Source organism: Rhodococcus sp. BH5, from assembly GCF_027583855.1.
In the GTDB taxonomy this organism is placed as follows: domain Bacteria; phylum Actinomycetota; class Actinomycetes; order Mycobacteriales; family Mycobacteriaceae; genus Rhodococcus_F; species Rhodococcus_F qingshengii.
On sequence record NZ_JAJHVW010000020.1, the window covers coordinates 35,245 to 53,628 of the forward strand.

Annotated in this window: 16 protein-coding genes, 3 tRNA genes and 1 pseudogene; 6 read left to right on the forward strand and 14 right to left on the reverse strand. The window is 62.6% G+C overall.

What is annotated here, in order from left to right; all coding sequences use genetic code 11:
• The first annotated feature begins 38 nt into the window (after nucleotides 1-38).
• Nucleotides 39-260 carry a DUF3618 domain-containing protein gene (locus RhoBH5_RS29565; RefSeq protein WP_007733292.1) on the forward strand — a complete coding sequence of 74 codons (222 nt, stop codon included), beginning with the start codon at nucleotides 39-41 and terminating at the stop codon, nucleotides 258-260.
• A 66-nt stretch (nucleotides 261-326) separates the two neighbouring features.
• On the opposite strand, the gene RhoBH5_RS29570 is transcribed toward RhoBH5_RS29565, so the two are convergent.
• The 3 genes from RhoBH5_RS29570 to RhoBH5_RS29580 all read right to left on the reverse strand — a co-directional run bounded on the left by RhoBH5_RS29570 (nucleotide 327) and on the right by RhoBH5_RS29580 (nucleotide 2,107).
• A tRNA-Lys gene (locus RhoBH5_RS29570) sits at nucleotides 327-399 on the reverse strand.
• A gap of 93 nt (nucleotides 400-492) precedes the next feature.
• Entirely contained in the window at nucleotides 493-1,923 is a 1,431-nt protein-coding gene (locus RhoBH5_RS29575; protein ID WP_054827000.1) for an amidase, read from the reverse strand.
• Between the two features lie 111 nt (nucleotides 1,924-2,034).
• Nucleotides 2,035-2,107: transfer RNA gene (locus RhoBH5_RS29580), tRNA-Lys, on the reverse strand.
• Nucleotides 2,108-2,475: 368 nt separating this feature from the next.
• Here RhoBH5_RS29580 and RhoBH5_RS29585 point away from each other — a divergent pair.
• Nucleotides 2,476-3,645 (forward strand): L,D-transpeptidase, encoded by a 1,170-nt coding sequence (locus tag RhoBH5_RS29585; RefSeq protein WP_125052658.1) that lies wholly within the window; start codon nucleotides 2,476-2,478, stop codon nucleotides 3,643-3,645.
• 134 nt (nucleotides 3,646-3,779) lie between these two features.
• On the opposite strand, the gene RhoBH5_RS29590 is transcribed toward RhoBH5_RS29585, so the two are convergent.
• Complete coding sequence (locus tag RhoBH5_RS29590; protein WP_208690480.1) at nucleotides 3,780-4,742, reverse strand: oxidoreductase; 963 nt, start codon at nucleotides 4,740-4,742, stop codon at nucleotides 3,780-3,782.
• A 55-nt stretch (nucleotides 4,743-4,797) separates the two neighbouring features.
• On the opposite strand from RhoBH5_RS29590, the gene RhoBH5_RS29595 reads away from it, so the two are divergent.
• Nucleotides 4,798-5,208, forward strand: coding sequence for a MerR family transcriptional regulator (locus RhoBH5_RS29595; RefSeq protein ID WP_099698696.1), 411 nt, complete (start codon nucleotides 4,798-4,800; stop codon nucleotides 5,206-5,208).
• A gap of 292 nt (nucleotides 5,209-5,500) precedes the next feature.
• Here RhoBH5_RS29595 and RhoBH5_RS29600 read toward each other — a convergent pair.
• Nucleotides 5,501-5,573 (reverse strand) — tRNA-His (locus RhoBH5_RS29600).
• An 84-nt stretch (nucleotides 5,574-5,657) separates the two neighbouring features.
• A complete protein-coding gene (gene orn / locus RhoBH5_RS29605; RefSeq protein WP_024487359.1) occupies nucleotides 5,658-6,257 on the reverse strand; it encodes an oligoribonuclease in 600 nt (199 codons plus the stop codon).
• Between the two features lie 120 nt (nucleotides 6,258-6,377).
• Here orn and RhoBH5_RS29610 point away from each other — a divergent pair, with 120 nt between their 5' ends.
• A complete protein-coding gene (locus RhoBH5_RS29610; RefSeq protein ID WP_208690481.1) occupies nucleotides 6,378-8,117 on the forward strand; it encodes a helicase HerA-like domain-containing protein in 1,740 nt (579 codons plus the stop codon).
• Between the two features lie 19 nt (nucleotides 8,118-8,136).
• Here the strand turns inward: RhoBH5_RS29610 and lysA are convergent, their stop codons facing one another.
• The 5 genes and pseudogenes from lysA to RhoBH5_RS29635 form a co-directional block, all read right to left on the reverse strand.
• Nucleotides 8,137-9,480, reverse strand: a complete 1,344-nt coding sequence (gene lysA / locus RhoBH5_RS29615; protein WP_047270266.1) for a diaminopimelate decarboxylase — start codon at nucleotides 9,478-9,480, stop codon at nucleotides 8,137-8,139.
• Nucleotides 9,481-9,615: 135 nt separating this feature from the next.
• Nucleotides 9,616-10,053, reverse strand: a complete 438-nt coding sequence (locus RhoBH5_RS29620) for a hypothetical protein (RefSeq protein ID WP_007733324.1) — start codon at nucleotides 10,051-10,053, stop codon at nucleotides 9,616-9,618.
• A 172-nt stretch (nucleotides 10,054-10,225) separates the two neighbouring features.
• On the reverse strand, nucleotides 10,226-11,029 hold the full coding sequence (gene cmrA / locus RhoBH5_RS29625; protein WP_007733327.1) for a mycolate reductase: 804 nt from the start codon (nucleotides 11,027-11,029) through the stop codon (nucleotides 10,226-10,228).
• Nucleotides 11,030-11,048: 19 nt separating this feature from the next.
• Nucleotides 11,049-13,079: an NADPH-dependent 2,4-dienoyl-CoA reductase gene (locus tag RhoBH5_RS29630; RefSeq protein ID WP_270009185.1), complete on the reverse strand. Its 2,031-nt coding sequence runs from the start codon at nucleotides 13,077-13,079 to the stop codon at nucleotides 11,049-11,051.
• A gap of 134 nt (nucleotides 13,080-13,213) precedes the next feature.
• Nucleotides 13,214-13,738 (reverse strand): annotated as a pseudogene (locus tag RhoBH5_RS29635) (PadR family transcriptional regulator); the annotation flags it as partial.
• Nucleotides 13,739-13,866: 128 nt separating this feature from the next.
• Here RhoBH5_RS29635 and RhoBH5_RS29640 point away from each other — a divergent pair.
• Entirely contained in the window at nucleotides 13,867-15,228 is a 1,362-nt protein-coding gene (locus tag RhoBH5_RS29640) for an MFS transporter (protein WP_007733331.1), read from the forward strand.
• Here the strand turns inward: RhoBH5_RS29640 and RhoBH5_RS29645 are convergent.
• The 3 genes from RhoBH5_RS29645 to RhoBH5_RS29655 form a co-directional block, all read right to left on the reverse strand.
• Complete coding sequence (locus RhoBH5_RS29645; RefSeq protein WP_007733332.1) at nucleotides 15,218-16,039, reverse strand: acyl-CoA thioesterase; 822 nt, start codon at nucleotides 16,037-16,039, stop codon at nucleotides 15,218-15,220. The two genes, RhoBH5_RS29640 and RhoBH5_RS29645, sit on opposite strands and share 11 nt — an antisense overlap.
• 75 nt (nucleotides 16,040-16,114) lie before the next feature.
• Nucleotides 16,115-16,954, reverse strand: a complete 840-nt coding sequence (locus RhoBH5_RS29650; RefSeq protein ID WP_003945355.1) for an alpha/beta fold hydrolase — start codon at nucleotides 16,952-16,954, stop codon at nucleotides 16,115-16,117.
• A gap of 35 nt (nucleotides 16,955-16,989) precedes the next feature.
• Nucleotides 16,990-17,685, reverse strand: coding sequence for a TetR family transcriptional regulator (locus tag RhoBH5_RS29655; RefSeq protein ID WP_003945327.1), 696 nt, complete (start codon nucleotides 17,683-17,685; stop codon nucleotides 16,990-16,992).
• 168 nt (nucleotides 17,686-17,853) lie between these two features.
• On the opposite strand from RhoBH5_RS29655, the gene RhoBH5_RS29660 reads away from it, so the two are divergent.
• On the forward strand, nucleotides 17,854-18,384 hold a 531-nt coding region (locus RhoBH5_RS29660), incomplete at its 3' end, for an FAD-binding oxidoreductase (protein WP_270009187.1).

The window sequence follows — 18,384 nt, forward strand, 5'->3', positions numbered from 1 at the left end:
CACACAGAGCAGCAGAACACAGACAAGTTGGAGGACACGTGCCCAGGGACACCGAGAGCATCGAACGCGAGATCGAGAAGGCGCGTAACCAGCTCGCGAGCACACTCGACGAACTGACGGTCCGCACCAACCCGAAGCGGCTGGTCGAGAACACCAAGAAGACGGTGCTCGCCAAGCTCAACGAGCCGGCAGTGAAGTACGCGCTGATCGCAGTCGGTTCAGTGGTGGGAATACTCGTGGTCCGGAAGATCATTCGCTGACCCGAGTTGTCGAAGACAGAACATGAAGAAGGCCCCCACCTGGTGAGGTGGGGGCCTTCTTGCAAGTGCGCCCACAGGGACTCGAACCCCGGACCCAGTGATTAAGAGTCACTTGCTCTACCAACTGAGCTATAGGCGCTCGCTCTTGCGAGACAGAACATTAGCCGACAGGCTCAGGAGTTTGCAAAACGCGTGTTCATCGTGGTGACGATGGTTACATCGCTTCCGGAATTCACGAGTGTGGAGGGTGCGAATCCGGCCAGCGGACGGTGCTTTCCAACTGCTGTGCGACGGCGAGAATCGTCGGTTCACCACCGCTGCGCCCGACCAGTTGGACGCTCAGGGGGAGTCCGCGTTCGGAGAACCCGGCGGGCACAGCGGCCGCCGGGTTGCCGCAGACATTCCAGATCGAACAGTAGGCGGCGATCGGCAACGCCTTGCGGACTGCTGACAGAAGGCCGGTTCCTTCGAGTTGTCCGATCGGGCGTGGCAGCGCGGGCGTGGTCGGCATCAGGACCAGGTCGAAGGTGTCGAAGACCTGGTTGACCGTCGCTGCGATTCGCTCACCTTTGCGGTAAGCGAATTTCCCGACGCGCGCGGGAGCGGCTATCCGGCCGATCGACGCGAGTGCTCGTGTGCGCTTCTCGAGTAACGCTGGATGATCGACGCGCAGTGCTTCGTCGCGGACGCCGCCGAGCACCTGGGGGAGAAATGCTGCAGTTGCGTCCGGGTACTCGGGATCGTGCTCTTCGACGTGATGTCCCAACGCGCTCAACATCTCTGCGATCGAATGCACCGCGGCAACGACCTCCGGGGACGGGCGGACGCCCCGGACCGGACTCCGGGTGGACACTGCAATGCGAAGCGGCCCGGGCGCCGACGCGGCTGACTCGGCAAAGCTGGCGCGGAGCGTTTCGGCTGTGTAGTCGTCGATCCCGGTGGTACCGGTTATCACGTCGTACACGAGCGCGCTGTCCTCGACGGAACGAGTGAGAGGGCCTAGCGTGCCGAGTCCGCGCCAGAGGTTGCGGTTCGGCGCGGTGCTCACCCGACCGCGCTGCGATTTGAGTCCGAACAACCCGCAGAACGCCGAAGGCAGTCGGATGGAACCGCCGCCGTCGCCGCCGATTGCCGCTGCGACCATGCCCGACGCGACGGCCGACGCAGATCCTCCGCTCGATCCGCCCGTGGATACGCCGGTGTCCCAAGGGTTTCTGGTGTAGCCGTTTGCAGCAGTCTCCGTGAAGGGCCAGATGCCGAACTCGGGCATCGTCGTCTTGCCGACGATCACCGCGCCGGCTTCGCGCAACCGCCGGACGACCTCTGAATCGGCCGATGCGATGCGAGTTGCTGCCGCACCGCCGTACGTCGTCGGCGTTCCGGCGACGTCGTTCTCGTCTTTGATCGCGATCGGGACTCCGTGCAGTGGGCCCAGGCTGTGGCCGTCGGCCTGGCGCTGATCGAGACGTGTCGCTTCGTCGAGCGCTTCGTCTGCGAGAACCCGCACAAAAGCATTGAGCGTCGAATCGAGGCGTTCGATACGGCGAAGTGTGTTCTCGGTGAGCTCGCGGGCCGATAATTCTCCGGACCGGATCAGAGCGGCCTGACCCGCAACCCCGGCAAATGCCAGCTCGCTGCCCGGTGTGGTTTCGCGCTCGGTCATCAATCCTCCAGGCCGTGGTTCCGATAACTGTGAAGTCTATTCACCACAACCTGTCCACCACGACACAAAGAAAAATCCCCACCTTCCGAAGAAGGTGGGGACCTTTGCAAGTGCGCCCACAGGGACTCGAACCCCGGACCCAGTGATTAAGAGTCACTTGCTCTACCAACTGAGCTATAGGCGCTCGCTCTTGCGAGACAGAACATTAGCCGAATCGCCGGTTCGGGAGCAAATCGCCAGGTGGAGGCGTCACCGCTGTAGTCCGATCGGAGGAAATCCGCTGAAAGCGGTAACAAAACGGACGGTTCGGAGCGATTGATACTTGAACGTTACTGACGGCGTGGGCTTTCATGACCGTTGGTAACGAGCGCGCCTGGCATCATTGGTGCAGCGCAGTCATACCGCAAGTCCCACTTGCCTTCCGGTAAGTGGGATTCGCATGTGACGCGGAAGTTAGTCGGAGAAATTGTGAAGCGGAGTCGAACGATGAGTCGTCAAAGGTGGGGTCTGTCCGTGCGCGGGGGGAACGGTCGAGCGTCGAAGGGCGCGGCGATGATCGCGGCGTCTCTCGGTGCTCTCGTTCTGATGACCGCGTGTACGTCGGGCGGCAAGGACGTCAGCACTGAAGGGTCGGCGCCGATCGATTCCAATCCGCTCACCGAACTCATCAAGCCGAAGCTCACCTCGACCGCTGCCGACGGCGCTGTCGGCTTTTCGCCGGGCGACCCGGTCAAGATCAACGTCGCTGACGGCGCTCTGTCCGACGTGACGATGGTCAATCAGGACGGCAAGGCAGTTGCCGGCGCGATTGCTGCCGACGGTGCGTCGTGGACGACCACCGAACCGCTCGGCTACAACCGCAAGTACAAAATCGAGGCCCGCGCATTCGGATTGGGTGGCGCCAGTACGACGGTCACGTCCTTCACCACCAGCGCGCCCGGCAACGTCACCAAGCCGTATGTCTTGCCCAACGAGGGTGACGTGGTCGGCATCGGTCAGCCCATCGCGGTGCAGTTCGACGAGAACATCCCCGATCGCAAGGCTGCCGAAGCTGCGATCACCGTCACCACGACTCCGGCCGTCGAAGGTGCGTTCTACTGGGTCAACAATCGTGAGGTCCGTTGGCGTCCGGAGAACTACTGGGCACCGGGCACCAAGGTCGACGTGAGCGTCAACGTGTACGGGCGCAATCTCGGCAAGGGAGTCTTCGGGCAGGAAGACGCGAAGAGTTCCTTCACCATCGGTGATGCCGTCATCGCCACGGCGGACGACAACACCAAGCAGGTCACTTTCCAGGTCAACGGTGAGACTGTCATGACCATGCCCACCTCTATGGGCAAGGACAGCACTCCTACCGACAACGGCGTCTACATCATCGGTGACCGCTTCGCGAACATGATCATGGACTCGTCTACGTACGGCGTCCCGGTCACCTCGGCGCAGGGTTACAAGACCCCCGTCGACTGGGCGACCCGAATGTCCTACAGCGGTATCTTCTTCCACTCGGCGCCGTGGTCGGTCGGGCAGCAGGGCTACTCCAACACCAGTCACGGCTGCCTCAACCTGAGCCCGTCCAACGCCAAGTGGGTCTACGACAACACCAAGCGTGGGGACATCGTCGTCGTCAAGAACACCGTCGGCGGCACTCTCTCCGGCACCGACGGCCTCGGTGACTGGAACATCCCCTGGAGCGTCTGGAAGACCGGCAACGCGGACGTCTGAGTTCGTCCCTGAAGCCTTGAACGGCAGAATGCCCCCGACCGTCCGGTTGGGGGCATTTCTGCATCTGCACACCTTTTGTGAGCGAAAGTGCCTCTCGGTCTATCTGAGGCGACGGGAGGTACGTTCGCTCGGTGTCAGCGTCGACCGAACGCGTCCACTCCGGTCATCTCAGCGGACAGTGCCCACAATCTGCGTGCGTCGGCGGGATCGGTAGCCCAAGGCTTCACGCCGCCGACGCTCATGTCATCAGTCTGCGCGACGTCCGCGATGTTGCAGTCCTGGAGATACGCGCCGGAGTGATCGGCGAGTATCGGTGCCGTCGCTGCCCACACCGTTGTAGCGGCGCCCTGGGAGGGAGTCTTGAACCCCGGCACGGCGTCGCCATTCGACGTCGTCCATCCGAGATCGTGTTTCTCCGATGCCGAGAAGTGACGTTGAAGGGGAGTGAGGATGCTCCCGGGATGGACGGAGAACGCACTGATACCGCGTGAAGCACCGGAGTTCGCCAGCTGTACAGCGAATAGAGCATTTGCAGTCTTGGCTTGACCGTACGCAAGCCAGCGGTCGTAACCGTTGCGGAAATGTATGTCATTCCAACGCACTCCCGACAGAAAATGTCCCGCCGACGAGACAGCGACTACGCGAGAACCGTTTGCGGGCATGGCTGGCACAAGCAGGTTCACCAGTACAAAGTGCCCGAGGTGATTGATCGCGAATTGTGATTCCCATCCGGAGCCGACACGGAGTTCCGGGCAGGCCATGACCCCCGCATTGCAGATGATGATGTCCGGAGTGATCCGGGATTCGAGAATTTCTCGCGCACACGATCTGACACTGCTCGGGTCCGACAGGTCGCACGCTCGCACTTCGATACCCGGAAGGTCGGCCACCGCCCTCCGTGCCTGTTCTGGTCGGCGGGCAAGAACTACAACTCGCGCGCCGACCGAAGAAAGTGACTGCGAAATCTCATATCCGAGTCCGGAGTACCCGCCGGTGACCAAAGCCGTAGTGCCTGTTAAATCTTGTCCGGCAAGTACGTCGTCGGCAGTGGAGACTCGGGAGTATCCGGTGCTGATTTTGCGCTGGATGGAATTCATGACTGCGACCGTAAAATCTGGAGTGCACTCCAGGTCAAGGAAAGGTCGCCAGGTAATGCGCGAACTGTCAATCGGTGACGTCGCTGTCCAGACCGGAATCAGTATCGATTCCCTTCGATACTTCGAACGTGAGGAATTGCTCGTTCACGAGGTGGCGCGCTCGGCAGGTGGGCGTCGGGTGTACTCCGAAAGCGATGTCTCTTGGTTGAAGCTGTGCAATCGATTCCGAGACTCGGGTATGCCGATCGCAACGATCCGCGAATTCGCCGCACTCGTCAGGTCAGGGCCGGGAAACGAGAAGGAACGGCTTTCACTTTTACAGTCGCATGAGGAGTTGATTCGATCCAGGATCGCTGCGATGCAGGAAAACCTGAACGTCATCCACGACAAGGTTTCGGCGTACGAGCGACATGTTCGCGAGGGGACCGTCGTAGGTGTCTGGGAGCCGCAACCGTCGCCCGAGTGATCGACGGCTGGGCCATTTGCGGCGAATTCCAGCTACCCCGATGCGAGCGAAAGTGGCTTTCGGTCTTTCTGAGGCGACCAGAGGTACGTTCGCTCAGCTCGGGCACGGGTTGCTCGGGAGCGCGCGATTTGTCGCGGTCGCCACCCCACCCACTTCGGGTGAACGTATCGCTGCCCCCGTCAGAGAAGGGGAGCGATACGTTCACCCGGCTGTGGAAGGGGAGATTGGGGCTGGCGCACAAACCAAAAGAACCCCCGAAAATGTCTTTCGACATCTTCGGGGGTTCCGCTTGGGTGAGCGACGGGACTCGAACCCGCGACAGCCAGGATCACAACCTGGTGCTCTACCAACTGAACTACGCCCACCATTGCCTCGGCCACCGGTTTGACCCGGCTGCTTTGACGAAAGAGATACTAGCGCGAAAGTCGGTCAGGAAGCCAATCGGCAGGTCAGGCGGGACCCAAGCCCTCTACGACGGCTGCAATCTCCGCGCTCGACGGTCCGGGCGCCGCGACGAATGCAGTGCCGCGGTAGTACTTGAGTTCGCGGATGGATTCCTTGATGTCGGCGAGTGCCCGGTGGGCGAGACCTTTTTCGGGCTGGCCGAAGTAGATTCGCGGGTACCAGCGGCGGGAGAGTTCTTTGATGGAGCTGACGTCGATCATCCGGTAGTGCAGGTATGTGTCCAGCGCCGTCATGTCCCGCGAGATGAATCCGCGGTCGGTGGCGATTGAATTACCCGCCAAGGGAGCCGTACCGGCGACGGGAACGTGCTTGCGGATGTACGCGAGCACCTCTTTCTCCGCCTCGGCGAGGGTGACCGTCGACTTACGAACCTCTTCGGTCAGTCCCGACTTTGCGTGCATCTTCTTCACGACGTCGGGCATTGCAGCCAACGCGTCGTCGTCGGCGTGGATGACGATGTCCACACCTTCGCCCAAGATGTTCAAGTCGCTGTCGGTCACCAGAGCCGCAATCTCGATGAGTTTGTCCGACTCGAGTCGCAGCCCGGTCATTTCACAATCGATCCATACCAATTTGTCCTGCACCAGGAACACAGTAGTGCGCGCGGGCGCGGGATAAGGTCTGCGGTGGAAACTCGACGTGTGTGAGACGGCGTTCGGGTGATGACAAGAACTTCGCCGCATTGCAACGAGGAGGGCTTTTCGATGACCGTGGATCCGAAGGACGGAGCCGCGCCGCTGACGCCGGCGGAGAAGGCGAAAGCTGCCAAGGCTGCCGCTGCCGAAGCCGCTCGGATTGCAGCTGAAGCCGCTGCAGCAGCTGAGGAAGCAGAGAAGGAAGCGGCTGCCGCCGAGGCCGAAGCATCGGCCAGAGCCACCCCCGCTGCTCAGGTGCCCTCGGGTGCTGCCGCTGAAATCGCGGCGGGCTATTCATCCGAGGGGCGGGCACTCGAGCTCGGCTCGGTGGTGATCGACGGTGTGGCAGATCCCACCGCACGGGTGCGGATTCCGTTGGCGACGATCAACCGTCACGGTCTGATCGCCGGTGCGACGGGTACCGGCAAGACCAAGACGTTGCAGGGCATCGCCGAGCAGCTGTCCGCCGCGGGTGTGCCGGTTGTGATGGCCGACGTCAAGGGCGATCTCTCGGGTCTGTCGAAGGCGGGGGATCCGAGCGAGAAGATGAAGGCTCGCGCAGTCGAGACGGGCGACGATTCGTGGACTCCCGCTGGGATGCCAGTCGAGTTCTTGTCGTTGGGAACGGACGGAATCGGTATCCCGGTGCGCGCGACCATCACCAGTTTCGGGCCGATCCTGCTCAGTAAAGTGTTGGGCCTCAACGAGACCCAGGAGTCGACTATAGGGCTGATCTTCCACTGGGCCGACACTCAGGGCCTGGCCCTGCTGGACCTCAAGGATCTGCGTTCGGTCATCGCGCACCTGACGAGCGCTGAGGGCAAGGCCGATCTGAAGGGTATCGGCGGAGTTTCCTCGGCGACGGCGGGAGTGATTCTGCGCGCGTTGGTCAACCTCGAAGCAGATGGTGGTGACACCTTCTTCGGTGAACCGGAACTCGAAACCGAGGATCTGCTGCGTGTCGTCGGCGGTGCCGGTGTGATCACGCTGTTCGAACTCGGTGCCCAGGCGGCGCGCCCGGCAATGTTCTCCACCTTCCTGATGTGGGTGCTCGCGGACCTGTTCCAGACGCTGCCCGAAGAGGGAGATCTGGACAAGCCGAAGCTCGTGTTCATCTTCGACGAGGCGCACCTTCTGTTCGCGGACGCGTCGAAGGCCTTCCTTCAGCAGGTGGAACAGACGGTCAAGCTCATTCGTTCCAAGGGCGTCGGTGTGTTCTTCTGCACGCAACTTCCGACCGACATTCCGAATTCGGTGCTGTCACAGTTGGGTGCGCGGGTTCAGCACGCCCTGCGTGCCTTCACGCCCGACGATCAGAAAGCCCTCAACAAGACCGTCCGCACGTACCCGAAAACCGAGCACTACGACCTGGAAAAGGCACTGACTTCACTCGGCATCGGTGAAGCCATCGTGACCGTACTCTCGGAAAAGGGTGCGCCGACGCCGGTGGCCTGGACCAAGATTCGTCCTCCGAGGTCGCTGATGGACACCATCGGCAACGACGCGATCAAGGCGGCCGCGTCGTCGAGTCCGCTGAATCAGAAGTACGGCCAGACCATCGACCGCGAGTCGGCGTACGAGAAGCTGACGGCCAAGGTGGCCGGTGCTCCGACGGCGGATCAGTCCCTGGATCTTCCGTCGCTGCCCGATCTGCCGCCACCGCCGCCGGCCGAGCCGGAGGGCCCCAACATCGCCGAGCAGATCTTGGGCAACTCGGCTGTCAAGAGTTTCCTGCGCTCGGCGGCTTCGGCTGCGGGACGCGAGATTTCGCGAAACATCTTCGGCACCGGTAGTCGCCGCAGGCGCTGAGGCTCAGGCGCCCGCGAGGTCAGATGCCGACCTCGCGGGCCAGCAGGTCGTTGATCGATTCGCGCCTGATCAACGGCCGCGCAATCCCGCCCAGCACGGCGACGACCGGCGGCCGGCCGACGCTGTTGTAGGTGGAGGCCATGCTGTGGTGGTATGCGCCCGTACACGGCACTGCCAACAGGTCACCTTCATGTAGGTCGGCGGGAAGCCTTGCTCCGACGGCAATTTCGTCGCCCGATTCGCAGTGTCGCCCGGCGACGGTTACTTCCTGGAGCGGTGCGCGCGAATGTCGGTTCACCAGTTCGACGTCGTAGTGGCTGTCGTACAACGACACCCGAGGGTTGTCGCTCATCCCGCCGTCGACGGAGACGAAGGTTCGTCCCCCGCTGATCGACTTGATGTTCTGTACGCGATAGAGCGTGACTCCGGCCCGCGCAGCGATCGCTCGGCCAGGCTCGAGCACGATTTCGGGGCGAGGGAAGCGGTTTCGGGTGCACGCGTCGTCGAGAGTTTCGTCGATGACGTGAGCGAGGCGGGTCAGATCCAATTGGGCATCTCCCGGCACGTAGGCGATCCCATGGCCACCGCCGAGATCGAGTTCGGTGAGGATGATTCGATGCGTGCGTCGTATGTCGTCCATCTGTGCGATCATCGTCTCGATCGCGGGGCGGAAGAGTTCGGGATCGGTGATCTGGGAGCCGAGATGGCAATGCAGGCCGATGAGCTGCAGGTGCGTCGCGTTGGCGACGACGGATACCGTATGTTCCAGTTCTTCGGAAAACGCTGGTAGGCCGAACTTTTGGTCCACGATGCCCGTGGACACTGCCTTGTGTCCGTGTATGTCGATGCCGGGTGTGACTCTGACCAACACCTTCTGTCGGTGGGTGCACACCGACGCGAGCCGTACCGCTTCGCTGGGGGAGTCGAGGACGATCCGGCCGACACCCGCGTTGACCGCCGCCCTCAGTTCGGAAACCGATTTGGCATTGCCGTGCAGGATGATTCGGTTGGGGTCCACGCCCGCGGCAAGCGCGACGGCGAGTTCACCGGCGGAACAGACATCCACCCCGAGTCCCTCGTCGGAGACCCAGGTAGCCATCGCTCGAATCATCAGTGCCTTGCCGGCGTACACGATCTCCGAGTCGGGGAAGATCTCTCGATACGTGCGGCAGCGGTGCCGCACGTCCGCCTCGTCGACGACGTACGTCGGTGTGCCGTACTGGTCCGCGATCTCTTCGAGGGAGACGTCGCCGATGCAGACACGCCCGCTGTGGTCGTGGCGAGTACTGATGGGCCACAACGCAGGATCCATACGCGGTGTCATTGCGCCGCGTAGGGAGGGGAAGATTTCGAGTAGCGTCACGTCGATCTCCTGAAGGTGACCCGCCGTGTTGCGGGCTACCTTCAGATCTACTCCCGAAGATCACCGGTGGGGCGGATCTTGACGCTTACTTGACGCGCCGCCGAACGAGGTTGACGCGGCCCTGACGTCCTCGACTTACTGTGCTCGCCGGCGCTTCCATCCGAACCAACCGAGCACCGCGAGCAATGCCACCGCGGCGCCTCCGCCGATGACCGTCGATCGGTCGGCGGACACACCAACGGACGGAGTTCCGCCGGCACTCGGGGCGTAACCGGCGCCGTACACGGACTCGACCGCCGCTTGGATGTCGAACCCGGTTTCGGTAGCCGGCCCGCAGCGGTGCCCCTCGTGCTCGGCGTCGACGTCGTACGGCGCAGAAACGAACATCAGCTGCTCGGTGCCGAGCACGTAGCTTGTGCCACAACCGTTCCCGTTCGCGAGTGTCCCCACCGACGTCACCGATGCCAGATCGCCTTTGTAGACCCGGCTGACGTCGAACAGGTAGGTGTCCTCGAATCCGTCCGAAGTTTTCTCCGTCGGAGTTCCGAGGAAAACGGTGCTGGAGACGCTCACGGCTTCTTCCGGGGTAGCCGATGATGCGCACGAACATGCATTCGCTGCCGTGGGCAGCAGTAAGGGCAACCCTCCGGTCAAAAGAAGGATTGCCCCGACTGCCAGTGTTCTTCGCATCGCCATTAACCGACTATATGGTCTGCTATGGCCTGCTCTGAGAAGTTTGAGTGAATCAGCCGCCGAGCTTCTTGTAGAACGTGCCCACGATGGGCGCAACGACGGCACGCGGGCTGTAACCGCCCGCGACGGACATCGCCTTGCTCAAGATGCCCGGTACGACGCGCATCTTGTTCTCGGCCAGGCCGTCGAGCGAGACCTTGGCGGTGTACTCGCTCGAGATCCAGAAGAAGTCCGGGACGAGCTTGTCGACGATCGACGCTTCGGCCGGGTCCGGGGTTTCGGTGCGTACGGGGCCTGGGGCGAGCAGGGTGACGTTCACTCCGGTGCCCTTGAGTTCACCTCGCAACGATTCCGCAAAGGTGTTCACGAACGCCTTGGTGGCGGCGTACGTCGCGTTGTTGGGGATCGGCATGTTGCCGGCCGCGGACCCGACCATCAGGATGGCTCCGGACTTGCGCGCGAGCATGCCGGGCAGCACGGCCAGCGTGAGATCGTGCACTGCAACGGCGTTGAGCTCGACCTGGTCGCGCTCGTAGGCCGGGTCCAGCTCGGCGATCGGCCCGAAGGTGGCGATACCGGCGTTGTTGCACAGGATGCTGATGTCGCGGCCACCGAGTTCCTCGACCAGAACGGCACGCGCCGCGCTGTCGGAGAGGTCCGATGCACGGACCTCCACCTCGACGCCGTGCGCGGCGCGAAGCTTCTCGGCGAGGGCCTCCATGACCTCGCCACGACGGGCAACGAGGATCAGGGAGTGTCCGCGTGATGCCAGATCAGCGGCCAGTGCCTCTCCGATGCCGGAGGAGGCGCCGGTCACTACGGCGCGGGCTGTGGTTGTGGGTGTCGGCAGGCTCACGATCAGTCAGCGTAGCCGGTCAGATCTTCGCGGCCAGTCGTGTGCCCTGTTCGATGGCACGCTTGGCGTCGAGTTCGCCAGCGACATCCGCGCCGCCGATGATGTGGGTCACCACACCCGCGACGGTCAATTCGTCCACGAGATCGCGAACCGACTCCTGCCCGGCGCAGATGACGATGGTGTCGACCTCGAGAAGTCGGGGCTTCTCGTGCTTCTCACCGAAGGTGATATGCAGGCCGGCGTCGTCGATGCGCTCGTAGTTGACGCCCGAGAGCTCGTGGACGCCCTTGTTCTTGAGGGCCGCCCGGTGGACCCAGCCGGTGGTCTTCGCGAGGCCGGCGCCGATGCGTCCTGGCTTGCGTTGGAGGAGGTAGACCTCCCGCTCGGAGAGTTCTGGTACCGGAGTGGTGAGAGCGCCCGGGGCCATTTCGGGTTCGGTGACGCCCCATTCCTGCTTCCACTCCTTGAGATGAAGAGTGGGGGAAGTGGGGTGCGTGAGGAATTCGCTCACGTCGACGCCGATGCCGCCGGCACCGATGACGGCGACGGACTTGCCGACGGGCTTGCCCTCTCGGACGACCTCGACGTAGGTCAGCACCTTCGGGTTCTCGATGCCGGGGATCTTGGGAACCCGCGGCGTCACGCCGGTGGCAACCACGACTTCGTCGAAGGATCCGATGAGATCTGCTGGTGCGACGCGGGTTTCGAGCTTGACTGTCACTCCGGCCACGTCCAGCATGCGGGTGTAGTAGCGAATGGTTTCGGCGAACTCTTCCTTACCCGGAATGAGCTGTGCGATCCCGAACTGTCCGCCGATCTTGTCCGAGGCCTCGAACAACGTGACCGAATGACCACGCTGAGCAAGATTGAGTGCTGCGGAAAGTCCGGCAGGACCGGCGCCGACGACGGCGAGATTCTTGGTCCGCCGAGTGGGGGAGAGGATCAGCGTGGTCTCACGGCCCGCGCGCGGATTGAGCAGGCAGGAGACCTGCTTGTGAACGAAGGCGTGGTCGAGGCAGGCTTGGTTGCAGGCGATGCACGTGTTGATCTCGTCGGACGCTCCGCGCTCGGCCTTGTTCACCCAGTCGGGATCGGCGAGCATCGGCCTGGCCATCGAAATCAACTGCGCGTCACCGCGGTTGAGGATCTCTTCGGCAGTCTCGGGCATGTTGATCCGATTCGAGGCGGCTACCGGAATGTCGACGTGCTTCTCGAGCTTGCTCGTGATGTCCACGAAGGCTGCTCGGGGAACCGAGGTGACGATGGTGGGCACCCGTGACTCGTGCCATCCGATGTCGGTGTTGATGATCGTGGCGCCGGCAGCTTCGACTTCCTTTGCCAACGAGACGATTTCATCCCAGGTCTGACCGCCCTCGACCAGGTCTGCCATCGACAACCGGAACACGATGATGAAGTTCGGGCCGACGGCCTTGCGTGTGCGTCGCACGATTTCGACTGCCATGCGTCGACGGTTCTCGGAACTGCCGCCCCACTGGTCGGTGCGCTTGTTCGTGCGCTCGCAGAGGAACTGGTTGATGAAGTAGCCCTCACCGCCCATGATTTCGACGCCGTCGTAACCCGCGGACTTGGCCAGACGCGCGCAGCGAACGTAGTTCCGGATCTGCCAACGCACCCCACGGCCGGTCAGCTTGCGCGGACGGAACGGATTGATGGGCGCCTTGATCGACGACGCGGATACACTGAACGGCTGGTAGCTGTAGCGGCCGGCGTGCAGGATCTGCATGGCGATCTTTCCACCCGCGTCGTGAACCGCCTTGGTGATCCGGCGGTGACGGCGCGCTTCGATGCGGTTGGTCAGCTTGGCACCGAAGGGCAAGAGCCAACCGGTGCGGTTGGGCGCGTAGCCGCCGGTGATGATCAAGCCGACACCGCCACGAGCACGTTCGGCGAAGTACTCGGCCAAGCGGTCGGTGTCCTTCGCGCGATCTTCGAGGCCGGTGTGGATCGATCCCATGACGACGCGGTTCTTCAGCGTCGTGAATCCGAGGTCGAGCGGTTCGAGCAGGCGGGGAAACTGTGTATCCGTCATGACTGAAGATGTCCTTCCGTGGCGTACTCGCCGGTGTCTTCGGTGGCGGGCTCGCCAGTGTCTTCGGTGGCGTACTCGCCAGTGTCTTCGGTGGCGGGCTCGCCAGTGTCTTCGGTGGCGTACTCGCCAGTGGGCAGTGCGTCCAGAACTTCCTGGCACCAGTCGGTGAATCCTTCCTCGACGCGAATGCCGCCGCGAAGTACGAGGTACTGGTGCAGCGAAGAGCCGGAAAGCGCTGCTGGATTGGGGAAGTCACGCTTTTCGATGAGTCGGTAGACGTCGAGGCGGGCGGCGTGGCCGTCGCGGTGGCGAGCGACTTCGCGTCGTAGAGCGGGGAGATCGGCGTGCGCAGCGGCCCTGATCTTGATGGCCAACTCGTTGCGCAGGTGGTTCGGTTCGGACGGCTCTGCGATCCATCGGGTCAGTTCGGCGCGGCCGGCATCGCTGACGCGGTACATCTTCTTGTCCGGTCGGCCGTCCTGCGCGATGGCCTCCACCTCCACCCAGCCTGCCTCGTCCATTCGCTTGAGGACTCGGTAGATCTGCTGGTGCGTCGCGCTGTGGAAGAAGCCGATCGACTTGTCGAACCGGCGTGTGAGGTCGTATCCCGACGCATCCTGTTCGGAAAGGGAGACGAGCAACGCATGTTCGAGTGCCATGGAAAAAGTATCTATGCACTCAGGTGCCTATGCAACTAAGTGCGTACTAACTCGGGTGCATAGAGCGTCTTGTATGTTGACTTCGGAGAGAGGCGCCGAGTCGCCCGCGCGCAGTTAGGCTTCGCCGTATGAGCGCCGAGTCCACGAGCACGCAGGCAGAGCCACCCGCAGGCATCGGCGGTGCGGCCACGAAGAGTCAAGTGTTCGCATGGGGGCTGTGGGATTGGGGATCGGCCGCATTCAACGCAGTGATCCTCACGTTCGTCTTCTCGGTCTATCTCACCGACGCGGTCGGTGACGACCTTCCCGGCACGATTTCGGCAACTACGTGGCTCAGCTGGGCACTCGGAATCGCCGGCTTCTTCATCGCGATTCTCGCTCCGATCACCGGACAACGTTTCGATGCGTCGGGTAAACGTAAACTCTCGCTCGCGATACTGACCGGCATCACCGTGCTCTCGATGGCGGGCCTCTACTTCGTCGAGGACAACTACCGCTATCTGTGGCTCGGATTGGTTCTGCTCGCAATCGGTTCGGTGATCTTCGAGCTTGCCGGCGTTCCCTACAACGCCATGATGCGGCAGGTGTCGACACCGGAGAATCTGGGTAGAGTCTCCGGCTTCGGCTGGGCCATGGGATATTTCGGCGGAATCGTGCTGCTGTTGCTGTGCTACTTCGGGTTCATCGTCGGCGACGGTGACACTCGGGGATTCCTGGGATTGACCACCGACGGCGGCATGAACATCCGGATGGTGGCACTGCTGGCTGCAGTGTGGTTCGCGGTCTTCGCAATTCCGGTGTTCTTCAAGGTTCCAGAGTTGCCCAGCCCCGCGGTCGATCCGGGAGCGTCCAAGGCCGGGTTCCTCGACTCCTATCGGGTGTTGTGGCGCGATCTGCGCGAACTCTGGAACGTCGACAGGCGCACGATCTGGTACCTGATCGCGAGCGCGCTCTTTCGTGACGGTCTCGCGGGCGTGTTCACCTTCGGAGCCGTGCTGGCTGTCAACGTCTACGGGATCAGTGCGGCCGACGTGCTGTTGTTCGGTGTTGCGGCCAACGTGATTTCCGCAATCGGTGCATTGGTGGCCGGACGTTTCGACGATCGGATCGGACCGAAACAGGTCATCACCGTCTCGCTGGCGTCGATGATCGTGGTCGGCGCAATATTGATCGCGGTGTCAGGGCCGGTGATGTTCTGGATCTTCGGTCTCGCGCTCTGCCTCTTCGTCGGGCCCGCTCAGTCTTCGGCACGAACCTTCTTGGCGCGCATCACCCCGCCTGGGCGTGAAGGTCAGATGTTCGGCCTGTATGCGACCACAGGCCGAGCAGTGTCGTTTTTGGCGCCGACACTGTTCGGCCTGTTTGCTTGGCTCTTCGGTGCAGACCGTGCCGGCATCATCGGACTGCTGGTGGTTCTCGGCGTCGGTCTTGCCGCATTGTCGATGGTGAAAGCGCCGGAAGGGGACAGTGCGCTTCCCGTCAATCCTTGAAGTAGACCAACTGGTGTGTCGTAGCGAGCAATGCGCCGTCACTGCCCCAAATTTCGGCCGACTGATCGAAGTACCCGTTGCCGAACCGTTGGGTCCGCGCGGTTCCCAGCACGGAATTGTCTGCCTGTTCGGTCAGCGTCTGAGCGTCGGCGTGGAAGTAGATGGTCATCGAGACCGTCCCAGCCGGAGCCATCTTGCCTCGGCGCAAGAAAACTCGTGGGAAGAAGACATCGCACAGTGCGGTCAGCGACGTGAAGTCGAGAGCGCGTGCCGGTTGATCGCGCACCCAGAGCGTCGTTGTCGAGTCGGGATGCTCGCCCGACTCCAGGTCGGGGATCGCACCCTCGACAAAGCGCATCTCGTAGTTCTGTGCCCAGGCGATGAACTCGGGGAACGGCAGCAGCGTAACGTCTTCGGCCGACGGAACTTCCGGCATCGTGATCTCGGTAGACGACCAGGTTTCACGCCTGGTACCGAACACTGCCGTCGCGGTAGTGGCGACGGTTCCGTCCTGAGAAAGTTCGATGGACCAGTGTTGCGTCGAGCGGTTGGTGCGCACCGGCCGGGCGGAGATCTCGAAGGCGCCCTCGGTGATCGGACCGGCAAAGTTGACGGTCAACGACAGCGGATCGCCGAGGCGTTCGGGGTGCTTCAGTACAGATTCGAGCAACGTGGCAGCGGTGACGCCGCCGAACGGCCCGACCATGTTGTTGTACGCCGGATTGGTCTCGCCGGTCGACAAGCCGGCGGTGAGTGGCGTCAATCCGACAGCAGCGTCGAAAGGATGGGGTGGTGCAACGGTCTCGGTCATCGCAGAACTCCTGGTGATGGAATCAATTCGGCTCTATGTATGACAACATACATAGAGCCGAATTCGTCGCGGCGATCAGGATCCTGCACGTGCGAGGATCGCCTCGGCCAACTCTTCGGCTCGCTCTTCCGGAATCCAGTGACTTCCGCCGTCGAGCACGACGAACTCGTAGGGGGCGTCCACGAATTCACCACAGCGTTCTGCGCCTGCGCGGCCGAGCGCTGTGTCGCCGGTGCTCCAGACATACGTGGTCGGCACGGTGGTGCGATCGATGTCGCCGAAGTCGCGGGTCATCGCGCGGTACCAGTTCAAGGCGCCGGTCAGCGCGCCCTCCCCGCTCAGGACACGAATGTGCTCGTCGGCGAATTCAGGATCGATCTGGCCGTCGAACATGGCGCGCAGCCGGCGAAAGTTGTCCTCCGACAACACTTCCTCGGCTTTGCCCTCCTGTCGGAGAAGTCCGATGTACGACGAGCGTTGTTTTTGGTCCTCGTCCTCGCGGAGTGCCCAACCGAAGGCGGTGGGGTGGGGGACCGAGATCGCCGTCAGGCTGCGGATCCGGTTCGGATGGCGACCGGCGACCTGCCAGGCGACCGCCGAACCCCAGTCGTGACCGACAAGATGCGCGTCGGACAGGCCGAGCGCGTCGAGCAATCCGACGACGTCGGCTACCAGGTGCTCGATCTTGTAGGCATCCACCCCTTCGGGGCGTGCGCCGGCGGAGTAACCGCGCTGATTCGGTGCGATTACGCGGTAGCCCGCTGCGGTGAGCAGTGGTGTGACCTTGCCCCAGGATGCGGCGCTCTCCGGGAAGCCATGCAGCGCTACCAGCGGAATGCCGTCGTCCGGGCCCGAGATCAGTACGTCGAAGGTGAGGTCGCCAACGGGGATTTCGTATGTACTCGTGGAAGACATGACTCTCACCGTACGTCGAAAAGGTGAACCCGAGGTCAGTTTCGAGGTGGATTCCAGGTGGCCATTCCGAGCATGATGACTCGCAGTTGCTTCTCGGCTCGTGTGATGACGGCGGCTTCGTCGCGATACCCGGCGGTCCCGGCGTCCAGCAGTTCGACGACAGCACTGAACATCGTCGAGACGATCAGGTCGGCAGCCATTTCCAGATCGTCCGACGACCAGCTTTCCAGTCCGGCAATTCTGGAGAGGTCGATGGTCAGTTCGCTGACGAACAACCGCATTTCAGTGGCTATCGCACGTCGTACCTCACTGACGCCGCTGTAGCGTTCGCGGCAGAGGAACCGAAACTGTCGCTCGTGTGTATGCACTTGTCGCACAAGGATGCCCAGGGACGTAGCGGCGTCCTTGGTGCTGGGATTGCGCCTTGCGTCGCGCAGCATCTGGCGCAACATACGCATGCTCTCTTCGACGAGGACGACACCGACGTCCTCCAGTGAAGCGAAGTGGCGGTAGAACGCCGTCGGAACGATCCCGGCTTCCCTGGCTACCTCTCGCAGGCTGATTCCGGCGAAGCCGCGATCGGCCGAGAGGTCCATGGCAGTGTCCAGGAGCGCTTGGCGTGTGCGTTCCTTCTTGGCGGCACGACTTTCCGGTTCCCTGTTGTCGGGTTCCCTGCGCTCGGGGTTCACCGGTCCGGCCTTCGTCACGACGTCGAGTGTAGGTACAGGCATTCCGGCTCCTTTCGGCAACTCGTGTAACTCGGATCACATTCTTGTTGACATGTACTTGTGTGCACCTGTCACACTATCTTCGGTGAACATTTGTACACTGAATTCACGCAGTCGGGGGAAGCTAGCCCAGCAATCGAGATACCCGGCAATCGAAGTACGAGGAGGGTCATGACAATCGCATCTGCTCCTGAGAACACGACACCGAAGTCCACACCTCGGCGCGGACTGTCCTTGGTGGGACTGATCGAAGCCATGGCTGCTCCACATCAGATCGACCGATACCTCGAGTTGGTCAACCCGATGGCGACCGTTCGTGACATTCGCGCGCAGGTTGTCGCTGTCGACCATCCGACGGCTGACTCCGTCACTCTCACGCTGCGCCCGACGCGCCAGTGGCGCGGTTTTCAGGCGGGCCAGTTCGTGCAGTTGGGCGTGGTGATCGACGGTGTTCGTCACACTCGCTGCTACTCGCCGGCCGGGGGCGCGTCTACGCGCAGCGGGCTGATCGAGCTCACCGTCAAAGCGCATCCGGGTGGCTTGGTGTCGCAGTATCTGTACGCCAACGCAGCGCCCGGGCTCGTTGTCAGCCTCTCGCAGGCAGACGGGGTGTTCTCCCTTCCCGTCGACCGCCCGCGTCGGGTGTTGTTGATCAGTGGCGGCAGTGGAATCACCCCGGTCATGTCGATGCTTCGGACGCTG

Bases quoted from the DNA above. Each gene is read 5' to 3' on its own strand.
- RhoBH5_RS29655 (WP_003945327.1), bottom strand. From the start codon at position 17,685: ATGCCTGTACCTACACTCGACGTCGTGACGAAGGCCGGACCGGTGAAC.
- RhoBH5_RS29595 (WP_099698696.1), top strand. From the start codon at position 4,798: ATGCGCGAACTGTCAATCGGTGACGTCGCTGTCCAGACCGGAATCAGT.
- RhoBH5_RS29650 (WP_003945355.1), bottom strand. From the start codon at position 16,954: ATGTCTTCCACGAGTACATACGAAATCCCCGTTGGCGACCTCACCTTC.
- RhoBH5_RS29590 (WP_208690480.1), bottom strand. From the start codon at position 4,742: ATGAATTCCATCCAGCGCAAAATCAGCACCGGATACTCCCGAGTCTCC.
- RhoBH5_RS29585 (WP_125052658.1), top strand. From the start codon at position 2,476: ATGATCGCGGCGTCTCTCGGTGCTCTCGTTCTGATGACCGCGTGTACG.
- RhoBH5_RS29630 (WP_270009185.1), bottom strand. From the start codon at position 13,079: ATGACGGATACACAGTTTCCCCGCCTGCTCGAACCGCTCGACCTCGGA.
- RhoBH5_RS29640 (WP_007733331.1), top strand. From the start codon at position 13,867: ATGAGCGCCGAGTCCACGAGCACGCAGGCAGAGCCACCCGCAGGCATC.
- RhoBH5_RS29610 (WP_208690481.1), top strand. From the start codon at position 6,378: ATGACCGTGGATCCGAAGGACGGAGCCGCGCCGCTGACGCCGGCGGAG.
- RhoBH5_RS29645 (WP_007733332.1), bottom strand. From the start codon at position 16,039: ATGACCGAGACCGTTGCACCACCCCATCCTTTCGACGCTGCTGTCGGA.
- RhoBH5_RS29575 (WP_054827000.1), bottom strand. From the start codon at position 1,923: ATGACCGAGCGCGAAACCACACCGGGCAGCGAGCTGGCATTTGCCGGG.